Annotated in this window: 17 protein-coding genes and 1 pseudogene; 8 read left to right on the forward strand and 10 right to left on the reverse strand. The window is 61.1% G+C overall.

Going from position 1 to position 12,928, the window contains the following annotated elements; all coding sequences use genetic code 11:
* Nucleotides 1-216 precede the first annotated feature (216 nt).
* From FHT77_RS29065 to FHT77_RS29100, 8 genes are all read right to left on the reverse strand, one after another.
* Entirely contained in the window at nucleotides 217-1,752 is a 1,536-nt protein-coding gene (locus FHT77_RS29065; protein ID WP_183758865.1) for an aldehyde dehydrogenase (NADP(+)), read from the reverse strand.
* A 285-nt stretch (nucleotides 1,753-2,037) separates the two neighbouring features.
* The gene (locus FHT77_RS29070) at nucleotides 2,038-2,271 is read right to left on the reverse strand and encodes a DUF6894 family protein (protein ID WP_183758867.1); all 234 of its coding nucleotides are present in this window, start codon (nucleotides 2,269-2,271) and stop codon (nucleotides 2,038-2,040) included.
* Entirely contained in the window at nucleotides 2,264-2,662 is a 399-nt protein-coding gene (locus tag FHT77_RS29075; protein ID WP_183758869.1) for a nuclear transport factor 2 family protein, read from the reverse strand. Before FHT77_RS29075 ends, FHT77_RS29070 begins: the two co-directional genes overlap by 8 nt.
* 29 nt (nucleotides 2,663-2,691) lie before the next feature.
* Nucleotides 2,692-3,207 carry a cytochrome P460 family protein gene (locus FHT77_RS29080; protein ID WP_183758871.1) on the reverse strand — a complete coding sequence of 172 codons (516 nt, stop codon included), beginning with the start codon at nucleotides 3,205-3,207 and terminating at the stop codon, nucleotides 2,692-2,694.
* A gap of 33 nt (nucleotides 3,208-3,240) precedes the next feature.
* Nucleotides 3,241-3,942: an aquaporin gene (locus tag FHT77_RS29085; RefSeq protein ID WP_183758873.1), complete on the reverse strand. Its 702-nt coding sequence runs from the start codon at nucleotides 3,940-3,942 to the stop codon at nucleotides 3,241-3,243.
* Nucleotides 3,924-4,256, reverse strand: a complete 333-nt coding sequence (locus FHT77_RS29090) for an SH3-like domain-containing protein (protein ID WP_112643342.1) — start codon at nucleotides 4,254-4,256, stop codon at nucleotides 3,924-3,926. The genes FHT77_RS29085 and FHT77_RS29090 overlap by 19 nt, the downstream gene beginning before the upstream one ends.
* Nucleotides 4,253-4,921, reverse strand: coding sequence for a nitrile hydratase subunit alpha (nthA, locus tag FHT77_RS29095; RefSeq protein ID WP_183758875.1), 669 nt, complete (start codon nucleotides 4,919-4,921; stop codon nucleotides 4,253-4,255). Before nthA ends, FHT77_RS29090 begins: the two co-directional genes overlap by 4 nt.
* Complete coding sequence (locus tag FHT77_RS29100; protein ID WP_183758877.1) at nucleotides 4,908-5,264, reverse strand: SH3-like domain-containing protein; 357 nt, start codon at nucleotides 5,262-5,264, stop codon at nucleotides 4,908-4,910. The genes nthA and FHT77_RS29100 overlap by 14 nt, the downstream gene beginning before the upstream one ends.
* Nucleotides 5,265-5,432: 168 nt before the next feature.
* Here FHT77_RS29100 and FHT77_RS29105 point away from each other — a divergent pair, with 168 nt between their 5' ends.
* The 8 genes from FHT77_RS29105 (at nucleotide 5,433) to FHT77_RS29140 (ending at nucleotide 11,439) form a co-directional block, all read left to right on the forward strand.
* Entirely contained in the window at nucleotides 5,433-5,639 is a 207-nt protein-coding gene (locus FHT77_RS29105; protein ID WP_183758879.1) for a CbtB domain-containing protein, read from the forward strand.
* 10 nt (nucleotides 5,640-5,649) lie between these two features.
* The gene (locus tag FHT77_RS29110) at nucleotides 5,650-6,393 is read left to right on the forward strand and encodes a CbtA family protein (RefSeq protein WP_183758880.1); all 744 of its coding nucleotides are present in this window, start codon (nucleotides 5,650-5,652) and stop codon (nucleotides 6,391-6,393) included.
* 69 nt (nucleotides 6,394-6,462) lie between these two features.
* Nucleotides 6,463-8,769, forward strand: a complete 2,307-nt coding sequence (locus FHT77_RS29115) for a PAS domain-containing protein (RefSeq protein ID WP_183758882.1) — start codon at nucleotides 6,463-6,465, stop codon at nucleotides 8,767-8,769.
* Complete coding sequence (locus FHT77_RS29120) at nucleotides 8,766-9,419, forward strand: response regulator transcription factor (protein ID WP_183758884.1); 654 nt, start codon at nucleotides 8,766-8,768, stop codon at nucleotides 9,417-9,419. The genes FHT77_RS29115 and FHT77_RS29120 overlap by 4 nt, the downstream gene beginning before the upstream one ends.
* A 3-nt stretch (nucleotides 9,420-9,422) precedes the next feature.
* Entirely contained in the window at nucleotides 9,423-9,806 is a 384-nt protein-coding gene (locus FHT77_RS29125) for a response regulator transcription factor (protein ID WP_113163030.1), read from the forward strand.
* Nucleotides 9,807-9,823: 17 nt separating this feature from the next.
* On the forward strand, nucleotides 9,824-10,312 hold the full coding sequence (locus FHT77_RS29130) for a DUF6130 family protein (RefSeq protein WP_246712804.1): 489 nt from the start codon (nucleotides 9,824-9,826) through the stop codon (nucleotides 10,310-10,312).
* 173 nt (nucleotides 10,313-10,485) lie between these two features.
* Nucleotides 10,486-10,878, forward strand: a complete 393-nt coding sequence (locus FHT77_RS29135; protein WP_183758886.1) for a hypothetical protein — start codon at nucleotides 10,486-10,488, stop codon at nucleotides 10,876-10,878.
* 303 nt (nucleotides 10,879-11,181) lie between these two features.
* Nucleotides 11,182-11,439, forward strand: a complete 258-nt coding sequence (locus tag FHT77_RS29140; RefSeq protein ID WP_183758888.1) for a hypothetical protein — start codon at nucleotides 11,182-11,184, stop codon at nucleotides 11,437-11,439.
* Nucleotides 11,440-11,494: 55 nt separating this feature from the next.
* Here the strand turns inward: FHT77_RS29140 and FHT77_RS29145 are convergent.
* Nucleotides 11,495-12,110: pseudogene (locus FHT77_RS29145) on the reverse strand (efflux RND transporter permease subunit); the annotation flags it as partial.
* A 262-nt stretch (nucleotides 12,111-12,372) separates the two neighbouring features.
* Nucleotides 12,373-12,921 (reverse strand): carboxymuconolactone decarboxylase family protein, encoded by a 549-nt coding sequence (locus tag FHT77_RS29150; protein ID WP_183758890.1) that lies wholly within the window; start codon nucleotides 12,919-12,921, stop codon nucleotides 12,373-12,375.
* Nucleotides 12,922-12,928: the final 7 nt, after the last annotated feature.

Below are 12,928 nucleotides of genomic sequence, written 5' to 3' on the forward strand. Positions count from 1 at the left end.
GCGGGACATGACCCCCAGACAGACTGGCGATTTGTCGCAAACCCCTTCCACTTCGGCGACCAGAACGGAATCAGACCGGGCGTCAGGGCCGCTCCGATGGGTGCCACTTCCCGACCGTCGGACTTCGAACCTTCCTTTTCAGAACCCATGGGGATTTCCTCCTGCGCCTCAACGTGCAGGAGGTTCGAAGGTTCGGATCGGCGTCGCTCGATTACCTCAGATTTTTTGATCCCTGAGCGCACCAGGCAGGATCCCGGTCGGGAAATCTTGATAACAGACAGGCCTTAGGAAGCGGTAGATAGCAAGCGTGCCCACGGAAGTGGATCTGCCATCTGCGGTGGCCGGGTAGGGGCCGCCGTGGACCATCGCCGGAGACACCTCCACTCCAGTCCCGAAACCGTTGACCAGCAGGCGGCCTGCGAGCATCTCAAGCTTTGGAACGAGACGACCAGCGTCGGCCTCGTCGTCGTTGTCGATGAAAAGCGCGACCGTCAGCTGTCCTTCGAGTGCATCGATGACGGCCTCAAGCTGCGCAAGGTCGGGGCAGCGAACTATAAGGCCTGCGGCGCCGAATACCTCGTCCTGAAGCTCTTCGTGAGCAAGAAAAGCTGTCGATGTCGTCTCAAACAGTGCTGCCGCACCCTCGAACTCGCTGCCGGGCTTTCCCGATGCGACGGCTCGCACTTCCGGATGGGCCCGAAGCCGTGCTACTCCTTCGCAGAACGTCCGCGCGATCGATGGGGTAAGCATTGCCTGCGGCGCGACTGCCGGGAGAAGTTCTGTGGTCTTCGCGATGAAGGCATCGAGAGCTTCACCATCTACAGCAAGGAGCAGACCGGGGTTGGTGCAGAACTGTCCAGCGCCTAGGATCAACGAGGAAACGAAGGCTTTCGCGACGCCCTCGACGTTCCTCGCGAGCGCGTTCGGAAACAGAATGACAGGGTTGATGCTACTCATCTCGGCGTAGACCGGGATGGGCTGCCGCCGCTTCGACGCGATGTCCATCAACGCCGTGCCGCCGCGACGTGATCCGGTAAAGCCCACGGCGCGAATTCTGTGATCGGCGACGAGCCTCTGACCGACCTCGAAGCCTGTGTCGAAGAGCAGCGAAAAGGTGCCGGGATGAAGACCGCTGGCGGCGACAGCCCGCTGGGCGGCGCGCCCCACCAGTTCCGATGTGCCCGGATGGGCCGAGTGCGCCTTGACGACGACAGGGCAGCCAGCGGCGAGCGCCGACGCAGTGTCCCCACCAGCAACGGAAAAAGCGAGTGGGAAATTGGACGCGCCGAAGACTGCCACAGGTCCGACCGGAATGTTGCGAAGCCGCAGGTCGGGCTTAGGAACGGGCGTTCGAGAAGGATCCGCAGCGTCGAAGCGGAGTTCCTGGAAGCGCCCGGCACGGACTTCCCGTGCGAACAATCGAAGCTGCCCAGTAGTGCGGTTCCTCTCGCCCTCAAGCCTCCCGCGGGGTAGTCCGGTTTCTGACATGGCGCGGACGATCAGTTCGTCGCCGATTGCCTCGATCTCGGCAGCAATCTTCTCAAGGAAAGCAGCTCTGCTTTCGAGATCGGTCTCACGGTACGATGCAAAGGCTTCCCACGCTTGCATCGCGGCCGCGTCAACCTGATTGGGTGACGCGCCGCCGAACGACACAGGAAGTGCCTGCCCGGTCGCTGCCTCAGTTGCGTGGAACTCGCTGTTCGAGCCGCGCTCTTCCTTCCCCGCAACCAGCAGGCTTCCGTTCAGTGTCATGACCGATGTCCTTTCAGAAATTGTTGAATCGCCGATATAGGGATCCAGTTGGCTGTTTTCAGCCTAGCTAGGCAGCCTTTCCTTTCGGCAACAGATGCCCCTCACGGCTAGCTCCTAGTGCGGACGAGATTTGAAGCCTGCTCTAATTACTCAGAGCATTGAACAGAATGGCCTGGAGGGCCGCAGTACGACTGTCGATCATCGGTGTCTCCGCAATGTGAGACCGACCGCCTACGTTTCACTCTCAGTCCGGACAATACGCCAAAGTTGGGGTATCGGCCCGCCTCACTGCAGCCGCGCGCAGCAACGAAACGGCAGCTCCGCTACCAGCTTGCCGTTGCAGTCCGTAATCTCAAACGTCATGTCGCCAACGGAGTCGTCCAGGGTGATTGCCTCGGCGACAATACGGCGGGCAACCGCAATCGCTTCCGCTACGCAATCCTTCGCCTGGATCTCGATGCCCTCGTAATCTCGGTCGATCACTTCTGCGACGCGAATGTGGAAATGAAACCTACTCATCGAGGACGTCGCCTCCCCATGGATTGTTGACGACGGCGACCCACCGGCCATCGGCCTGAAGAGTGAGCACGTCCGCGGTCGTTGTACTGACTTCTTCCGTGGAGGGCGCGCCATCTATGATGTAGCGGGCAGTCCATCGCGCATGGTGAAGGGCGATATTGCCCCGCTGGATCACGACGCTGTCGTCGACCACCAGGAAGCGAAGGCGCCGCGCGAGTCCAGCGAAGCCGTCACCTATCGCGGCCCGACCGACTGCCTGCCTGTCTGGCTCGACCAGCAGCACGCCGTTCTCTGCGAAGTGAGCGGCAGCCTCGTCGACGCGACCGCACTGCCACATGTCGCGGATCGCCGACATCGTCTCCGCAGGGGTCATCACGCACTTCGTTCTCACGGCAACCTCCTTAGCTCGGCATGATGGCCTCACGGCGAATAGTGGCTGAACACGAAGTCTTTCGATGCGTCGAGCTTCACGTGGCAGGCAAAGCAGCTCTTGATCAGCGGTTCGCTTGGGTTAGCGACGCCATTCTCGAACTGACCGTAGCCCCAGCCACCCGTGTCGGCGTATGTCTTCGAATCCTTCACCGAGAACTGCACATTGGTCGGGTCGCCGGCGACGAAGGATTGCGGCGCCGGGAAGACCTTGTCGTTCTCCGGAGACGATTGGTAGACGTAGGCGAGCCTCGCGATGATGGCGCCATCCGGAAACGGCCTCGTTCCTTCTCGAAATGCCTTGATCGCGATGTCGTTGCCGAGGACCGCTCGGATGTCGTTGTTCTTGCCAGCTTCGTGCGCGACTGTGATCAGCCGCCATTCCCTATATTCTTTGGGAATCTTCACTCCGTAGATCGGCGAGGCGTCGCCTGTCAGGCCGCTGGTCGCAGCAGCAGAGGTGCCGAGGATGACAAGTGCTGAGACCGCTAGCTTCGTTTTCGACATCACATTCTCCTTCGGGATCTTGCTGGGCGCCGATCAGTGTCCGGCGGACGGATAGAGCAAGTCGACACATCGCAACGCCAATGCGCCGCCAGCAAACTGCACCGCAATGAAGAGGGCTACTGCCGTCACCGAAGCGCTCGACGGCGACAAGAGCAGGCTGATGGCGACGGCGGGGTTGGCGATGGATCCGGTCGGTGTGGCGATGATCGCGCCCAGTAGCCAGAGGCCGACTGCGAAAGGCCCGGTCATCTTGTTGGTGCTACGGCTGCTGCAGAACACGACCATCATCAGCCCGAATGTCGACAGTGCCTCGCTTACGACAGCGGCGGCATTCGGAAGCTCCCCAGTCGGTGGGCTTGGTGGGACCGCGAACATGAGATCGACCAAGACGGCGCCTGCTGTTCCTCCAAGGATCTGTGCGGCCACGTACCAGGTCGTGCACTCGAGACCGCGCTGTCCCGCGCGCCACTGAAGAACGGTTATGACCGGGTTGAAGTGGCCGCCCGACACCGAGCCAAGAGCCAGGATCAGTCCGATCAACGTGCCGGATATAGCCATGGCCGACGAAATCGGCGCAGCTTTTCCGCCGATCCCGGCGCCCAGCAGGGCGACCATCAGCAACATCGTGCCAACGGCTTCGGCGAGCGACCGTCTGACCAGCGGCGCGCTGGCGTCGTCCTCGACGAAGCAGCGGGATGCGCGCGGGGGCACGAGTTTCAGGAGTGAGCCCTCCATCGATCCTCCACGGCCGACATCTGCCTGGCCAGTTCCTCGGGCGTTATCAGACGCTTCTGAAACGCGATGTTGGCGAAGGCCGCGATCCAGCGCTCATAGTAAGTGAGCTTGCCGACCATCTCCGACCCTAGGGCTTCGACGCCGCGGCGCTTCTCCTCGGTGTTGATGATCTTGTGGAAATCGAGCACGTCGGCGAGCGCGTGGCACCGTTTCTCCCAGGGGAGGAGTTCGTGATCGGTCTGCTCGATCTTAGGTGCTTCCAGCCCGCCGATGTCGTTCGGCAGTCGCTTGAGAAGTTGTTCGCTTCCGGTCATGCCGCTCTTCCTTCGGTTGGAGAATTGACGGGTATCACGCCGATCATCGCATCACGAGTGACGAGCGCGGCGAGTTGCTCTTCGCTGTATCCCTCAGTTCCAGGAGGGCGCATCGGAAGCACGAGGTAGCGTTGGATCGCCGTAGAGTCGCTCACTCTGACCTCCACGTCGTCGGGGATGATCGTCCCAAACTCCGCCAGTACCTTTCTCGGCTCGTAGACCGCGCGGGCACGGTAGGGCTTCGCTTTGTACCAGTCGGGTGGCAGCCCGAGGACTGGGCGCGGGTAGCAGGAACAGAGGGTGCAGACGATGAGATTGTGGACCTTCGGTGTGTTCTCGAGAACGATGAGTTCCGTCAGATCATAGAAGGTGATGCCGAGTTCCTCGCAAGCGGTGCGGCCGTTCTCGAGCAGGCGTGATTTGAAGTCCTGGTCCGTCCACGCGCGAGCGACGACCTTGGCGCCCAAAGCAGGGTGCCGGGAGTCCAGAACCTCGATCTGGTGTCTAATCTCGTCGGCGCCGATGTAGCCCTTCTCGATCATCAGTTCTTGGAATGCTTGCTCCATGATATCGTAGTAGCCCGGCTTCTCGGTTGTTTCGATCGGCGCGTGCGGGTGCCCGTGCTCGGTGCCATGATCGTGGTCATGTTCTTCATGGACGGTCATCGTCGAGTTCCTCCAGCCAGGTTTCGAAGACTTCGATGCGGAGATTGTCGCCGGGCGATCCGGCGTAGTCCTTCCAGATTTCGGTCATCGGGACGGCGATCCTGTAGTACACGCCAAGCGATCCGGCGTTCCGTCCGAACCCTTCCTCCTCGTTGTTGACGGCCCTCGGAGACATGATCGCCTCGATCACGGCTTCCTTGCCACGAAGGTACGTGGGGACGCGGTAGTGACCGACTGGAGTCAGGTTACCGACGCGGACGCGCTGTCCAACGCGGAGCCGGGGCAAGTCGGCGGGGGCGGGGACAACGCCTTCTATCTTCCTTTGTCCGGGAATGGGGTTCATCGCTACCTCCTGCATTACCGAAGAGGGTACGAACCAGACAGGCTTCGATCTTTCGTATTCGTGCGATGGCGGATTTTCGAACTTGCGGCGGGCATCGAACGAATACGAAAGATCGCGTTTGGGATCCTGCTCATGATGTGAGCGTCAAAATCATCCAGGAGACTTGCCATGACGCACATCGTCACTTACCCGGCGCCTGCCGTGCCGCTAACCGCAGGCGAATTGCTTCCATGGGTCCTCTTCGTCGGGCTTCTCTCGCTCATGACCCTTTATTTCGTCGGGGCCGAGCAGGGCGCAACGTCACTCGTCCAGGGGAACGCCGTCCACGAGTTCGTGCACGACGGCCGTCACCTCCTCGGCTTTCCCTGTCACTGAGGATGCCACTATGCTTCAGCGACTTCTCCTCGCAGGAATGCTGTCCGGCCTGATCGTGGCGCTCCTGTCCTTCGGCTTCGCGCGGGCGTTTTCCGAACCGACTGTCGAACGGGCCATCGTTCTCGAAGAACGGAGCGCTGCCAATCACAGCCATGCGGAAGAGGAAACCGTCAGCCGGGCCACTCAGCGCAATCTCGGTCTCCTGACGGGGATCGCAAGCTACAGCGTCGCGCTCGGCGGCATTCTGGCAATCGGCCTCGGATGCCTGCACGGCCGGCTCGGCCTCGGGCCACGCTCGACTGTGTGGACGCTGGCATCATTGGGATATGTCTCGCTTGTTCTCGTCCCGCAGCTGAAATATCCCGCCAATCCTCCTGGCATCGGTAGCGCAGAGACGATCGGCAGTCGCACAGAACTCTACTTCCTGCTAATCCTGCTATCCCTTGTTTCGATGGCCCTTTCCTTCTGGATCGGCGTCCGCATCCGGCGCAGTCACGGCGGGATGTTCTCGGTGCCAGTCGCAGCGGTGGCCTTCGCATCGATGGCGATGATCCTCGTGTCTGCCCTCCCGGATGTTCAGGAAGTGCCAAGCGGCTTCCCTGACGACCTTCTATTTACATTCCGGGCGCAGTCGGCAATTCTCCAGCTTATCGTCTGGGGAGGCCTTGGCGCGGTGTTCGGACAGTTCGCAAAACGTATCCTCGACCCTCGGGTACCGAGGATCTCTGCAAACGCCGGGATTCCGAATGCCTGATTCAGGTACCCCACGTTACAGCAACTTGGCGGAGTGGCTCGTCGGAAGAGACAAGGAGCTTTGTCGCTGATGGACGAGGGCTCGGGAGCGGTGGAGGCACGCAGGTCGGACGCCCACGACGTCGGCCCATTCATGCGCGCTGCCGTCGCGATGTCCGGCGCAAGGCGCGGATTCCTCATCGTAGGGCGGGGCAACGAGCTCACGGTGGCTGCAATGGCAGACACTTCTTCGGTAGCGTTGTCATCCGGGAGACTTGGAGCGTTCGACATCGACGAAGCGACGGTGCGCGAGGTTGTCTCGACGGGGCGGGGCAGGAACAGGCACTCGATCGTCTGCCTCCCGGTCGCTCTGCCGAAACCGAATGACGGTGCGATCTATCTCGAAATGCCCGACGGCGCGGCCCCTGCACAGGTCGAAGATCTCGAGTGGCTTGCGACGGCATTCTCGGCCGCGGCAATCGCCAACAATTTCCATGGCCAGATTGACACCGCCCCTACAGCGGTCAGGGCGGCAGACGACCCCAGACTAGGGTGGGACATGATACCAGCCCTTGCCTGGATCGGGGCGGCGGACGGAGGATTTGAGGACGGCAACAAGCAGTGGTTCGAATACACGGGGCTCACCCGCGAGACTGCAGTCGGCTTCGGCTTCGTCTCCGCATTTCACCCTGACGATGTCGACAAGGTCATCAAGGTCTGGACGGATCTGTGCACCTCGGGCAAGCCAGGAGGCGTCGAGGCTCGAATGCTCCGGCATGACGGCGAGGCACGCTGGTTCGTTCTGCGTGCTGTTCCTCTGCTGGATGACGATGGCAACGTCATTAGATGGTACGGGGTCAATACCGATATTGACGAGCTCAAGCGCATAGAGTTCGAGCTGGCACAGAGCCAGCTGGTGATGGCAGTCGCCCAGCGTATCATCGAGACGGGCACCTGGTCCTGGGACATGGCGACGGACGTGTTCACATGTTCGCCCGAGTGCGCCAGCATCGTAGGTCTCGATGCCAACGAAATTACCTTCGAAACACTAAGTTCCCGCGTCCATCCGGACGATAGGCAGATGGTCGCTGAAGCCCATCAACGGGCCTTGCAGGGCGAGGAGCTGAACGTCGAACATCGGTTCCTCCTTCCGGATGGTACCGTAAAATACATACATGCTCGTGGGCGGCTCATCCTCGACGAGGTTCAGTCTCCTCGCGCATACATCGGCACGATCGTGGACGTGACCGAGACCCGCCTTGCTGAGGAGAGGATACGAAGTTCCTTGGAGGACGCGCAGCGCGCGCAGGCATCGCTCGCAGAAGCCCAGAAGCTCAGCCACGTCGGCAGCTACCGGATCAAGCCGTCTAAGGGAGAGGTCGTCTGGTCTGAGGAGACCTACAACATCTACGGTTTCGATACGTCGATGGCGCTGAGTTCGAAGGTGATCAGAGAGCGAGTGCATCCGAGTGACCGCGAAATGGTCGCCGCTGTCTTTGACAAGGGCCTACGCGACCGCCAGCCATGGGAGATCGAGCATCGGCTCCAGTTGCCCGACGGATCGATCCGGTACGTCCACTGCGTTACACGCGTAGAGACGAACCCGGAGGAGGAACCGGAAGTGTTCGGCGCCATCATCGACATCACGGAACGGGTAAGGAGCGAGGAGGCGCTCCAGAAGGCGCAGGCAGACATTGTCCGGATGAACAGGCTTACGGCGATGGGGGCGGTGACCGTCTCGATCGCTCACGAAATGAACCAGCCACTGATGGCAATCGTCACGAACGCCGCGACTTGTCTGAGTTGGCTCGACCGCGATGTTCCCGACGTTGCGGAAGCCAAGCTTGCGGCCAAGCGCCTTGTCGAGGAAGGAAAGAGAGCGGGCGACGTGCTGCTGAACGTCAGGAGCATGGCCCGGAACTCACGGCCATCCATGGGCGTGGTCGATATCGGGGAAGTGATCTCCCATGTGCTGACGATGCTCCGCACCGAATTCAGGATCCGCCAGATCGATGTTTTCGTCTCCGTTTCTACTGGTATTCCGGCGATACGCGGCGACAAGGTTCAGCTCCAGCAGGTGCTTCTCAACCTCATGCTGAATGCTGCCGAGGCCATCGGAGCCAACGACGGCGCGCGAAGGATCGACCTCACCGCCGAAGAGGACGGTTCGCGATCTGTCGTGGTGAGGGTCGAGGACACGGGAGAGGGGATCGACCCCATTGCGTCGGAACGGATCTTCGAAGCATTCTTCTCCACCAAGCAACAGGGCACTGGGATGGGCCTGGCCATTTCCAAGTCGATCATCAGTGCCCACAGCGGCACGCTGTCTGCCCGGCCTAGAGCAGGCGGCGGCGCCGTGTTCGAATTCTCGATACCGTTTGCGGGGGAAAGCAGATGAATCAGAAGCCACGCGACGACGGCGCCTGCCATATCGTGGTGATCGAGGACGACATCGGTGTACGGGAGTCGCTGGTCGGCCTGCTGCGCTCTATGAAGTTCAACGTGACGGCATTCTCCTCGGCCGCCGACTTCATGGCCAAGGGAAAGCTGACGAGCGTGGGATGCATGATCCTCGACGTCCGGCTTCCCGGCCAGAGCGGTATCGAGTTCTTCGAGGAGGTCAGGGCAGGCGGCTTCCAAAGGCCCGTTATCTTCATGAGCGGCCATGCCGACGTTCCGATCGCGGTGCGGGCGATGAAGGCAGGAGCGGCTGAGTTCCTGACGAAGCCCGTCCGCGAGCAGGACCTTCTCGACGCCGTGAACAAGGCGGTGAAGCTGGACAACCGCACCACATTGAAGCAGCAGGCTGCTAGCAATGCACGAGCCGACTTCCAATCCCTGACGAAGCGGGAACAGGAAGTGCTGGCCCGCGTTGTCGAGGGTCAAAAGAACAAGCAGATTTCGGCCGCCCTGGGCATTACCGAGGCTACAGTGAAGCTCCATCGGGGTAACGTGATGCAGAAGATGCATGTGCTGACGCTGCCGGAGCTGGTGCGCCACTACGACTTGCTGGAATTGAACGAGCCTTTCGGCCACGCCAAGGATTGAGCCATGATCGCAATGACAAAGCCTTCGCTGGTGGTGTGTGTCGAGGACGACGAACCCGTGCGAGATGCCTTGAGAGGACTGCTGCGGGCATCGGGCATAAACGCGGCGTCGTTTGCTTCTGCCGAGGAATTTCTCGACTCCGACGAATTGCAGACGGCGACTTGCCTGGTGACGGATATACAGCTTGGAGGCATTTCGGGCCTCGATCTCCTGGATCGGCTTGCCGGGATGTCCGTGGTCATTCCCTCCATCCTCATAACCGCGCATACCGACGTTGCGGCGGGCGACCGCGCACGAAGCTCGGGTGCCATGAAGGTCTTCCTGAAGCCTGTCAGCCCGAGCGAACTGCTGCAGGCGATTCGGACGGCGCTGGCAAACGCCTCCTAACGGCGCCTCACCGCATCTTGCTCGACTCTGGGCAATCACAGGCGCAATCTCCTAGCCACTTAAGGGCCGCAGGACTGACAAGTCGCGACCGCAGGTCCGGAGATTTCGGAGACCACCATGGCCGACGCCAGTCTGAAGCTTTTGAGTGCCCGAGAGGTCAAGGGCCCGTCGCGGTTGCTCGCGAGAATGAAGCGGAACCGCGGCTTGTCGTCGACGCCCCCCTGCCAGAGCCGCTGTCACACGGGCGCGTGTTCATTCAGTACCGGACAGAAAACATTCCCATCGTTCCGGTATTTGGAGTGGGTGCCCTCGACGTCTCGCCAAGGAAGCCCCTGCACATCACGGTCGACGACCTGCCATGGCACTTCGTCGACGCGAACGGCCAGACGCTCATCGTGGTCGGGCTGAAGCCCGGCCGACATAGGATCCTCATCGAGCTTGCGGATCCAACGCATTGGGTCATTACCTCGGAGACGATCGAGTTCGCCGTCCCGAACGCAGACTGAATAACTTCATAGCTCCCAAGGCGATCGCAGCGGTTCAGCTCCCCTACTGCAAGGCCGTCCCCTCGCTTAGCCGCGATCACCTCATGAGAGACCCCCGCTCTTTCCCCGGCGGGGGCCTCTTTCCGCACGTCGAACCGTCGAGAGATCGCCATGTCGCAGCAGGACGTTCAGTTGTGCGCAACCCCATCGCCGTCGAGGCCCTTCAGTTGCCGGACGGCGCGCTTCTGTCGCCCGAGCCGACCCCAGATGAACTCCACATGTGGCGAGCCAATCTCGCCCTGGACATCGAGGCTGCGCTGAGGCGCCAGGCCGCCGCGCGGCTTCGCAGACGGCTAGCATTTCCCCGAGACGATCAAGTCACGCAGGTCTCCGTTGTCATCTTGGCATGGATCGCGGCCTTGCAGGTCTCTTCCTCGATCGCCAACTGTCACGACGACGGACGAACACGTCCAAGACTGTTCCCAAAGAACCAATACGATCGCCAGCAGCGTCCGCGCGCGCCTGCTCGCGCACGAATGGATGGCTATCATGACAGGAAGAACATTGATCGAGATGTCGCCCAGTGAGAGAGCAGACATGCTGATGCTCGTGGTGAACGCCCCTGGAAAGCGTCGCCGAGGATGCCGGCGAGCGAGGTGACCTGAAATCCGCCCGAAATGCGACCTATCTCGCATGCTCGATGCGAGGGTGCGGCATCGAAGCTTCTACGGATATGCTTCGGGCCGCGGAGATTCTGCTAGAGCAGGGCATCAGTTACGTCGTGAGCCTTTCCGAACGCTTTGAGGGCGTCTCGGACGAATCCGACGAACCTGAGGTGTCTTCAGAGCACCAGTCTCGTATCCTTCATTGAGGCAGCCTAAGGAAACAAATTGGCCTACGAACCAAAGCCCGGCGAGATCTGCATCTTCGACAACGAGAAGGCTGGACACGAGAACGCACCGGATCACCGCGGCTACTTCGTGGCACATCGCGACATTAAAGCGGGTGAAAAAATTCCGATCGTCCTGTGGACGGGCAGGCCTGGAAGCGTCCGTACCTTCGGCGGACGCATATCAGAGCGACAGAGTTCGGATGCGGACACGGCGGCTGTCCCGGCCGACCTGTTCGGCAATCCGCTGGAGAAGTGAAGGCTGCGCGTCAGCCCTCACTTTGTTTCACGATTTGAAGTTTTGGCGATGGGCGCACCAACGGACGCCTCCGGAGCAGCCGGAGATGGCTGGCCTCGACCGCCGCGTCGACGATGGACTTCCAGTCTTCTTCGGCCTGGCGGGCGAACTCGACGAACAGGATTGCGTTTTTTGCCGCAAGGCCGATGAGGCCGATCTGGGTCAGGACGTTGTTGTCCATGTCACGAAGGAATACACCAATCAGGGCCGCCAGGACGGCGAGAGGGACGATCAGAATGATCGCGAGGGGAAGGACCCAGCTCTCGTATTGGGCGGACAGCGCAAGGAATACGAAGATCACCGACAAAGCGAAGATGAAGGTCCCGGAGCTGCCCGTGTGTGTCTCCTGGTAGGCAAGTTCGGTCCATTCAGGTGCAGCCCGGAGGAAGCACCTTGGCCACGATCTCCTCCATCTTCTTGATCGCTGCTCCGGTGGAGGTGCCCGGCGTCGGGTTCCCCTGCAGCGGTACCGAGACATAAATGTTATAGCGCTGGACGAGCGTCGGCCCGCTCGTATCCTGGATGTCCATGAGGGTTCCGAGCCGGACGAGGGCACCCTTTGCCGACCTCACCTTGAGTGCGAGGATGTCGTCCCTGTCCATCCGGAATTGGCGATCTGCCTGAGCCCGGAGGTCGGGACGTCGAGCTAGCGCGCCTTGTCGCGGTCGATCTCCAAATAGTATTCGGGGCTCGATTCCGAGAGGTGGTGAAGACGCCTGTCAGTCCTTCATCGGCGGCGCAGCCCGGCGGCAGCTCCCGCAACGAGTGTCAGAGTGTTCGCAATAGGATGGGTGCAGCCGACGCGTGGAGGTGCCGAAGGAGAGACGACCGGGTCCCCATTGACGTCGACGGCACTCGGTCGGCAGGGAGGCGGACACCTGCCGACTGGTTCTGTCAGGCCGCGTGGTGCTCGACCTTTGGGAAATCGACCTCGGTCTTGAAGACCTCGTTCATGTAGTTGGTGAAGGTGTTTGCGGCGACGTGGGCAACGATTTCGAGAAGCTCCTCGTCATCGAACCCAGCGGCTCTCATTGCATGCAGCTCGTCTTCGCTCACGGATCCACGCTCCTCGGCGACCTTGACCGCGAACTTCACGGCAGCATCGGCTCGCGCATCCGAGGATCCGCCGCGCCGAGCTGCCGCGATCTCGTCGATACTGAGCTTGGTCACGTGGGTTCCGGTGTAGGTGTGAGCGGCGAGGCAATAGCCGCACCCGTTCTTCTGGGCGATAGCAAGCGCGATTCTCTCGCGGATCTTCTTGTCCAGCTTGCCCTTGCCGAGCGCGCCGTTGAGCCCCGCATAGGCCTCTAGTACCGCTGGACTGTTGGACATCATGCGGAAGACGTTCGGGACGCCGCCCATTTGCTTCTTGATCGCCTCGAGTCTCGGGCGAGCAGCCTCGGGCGCCGCTTCGATGGAAGGATGCAGAGTTACGCGTGTCATCTCAGGA

The organism is Rhizobium sp. BK181, assembly GCF_014193305.1.
Taxonomy (GTDB): domain Bacteria; phylum Pseudomonadota; class Alphaproteobacteria; order Rhizobiales; family Rhizobiaceae; genus Rhizobium.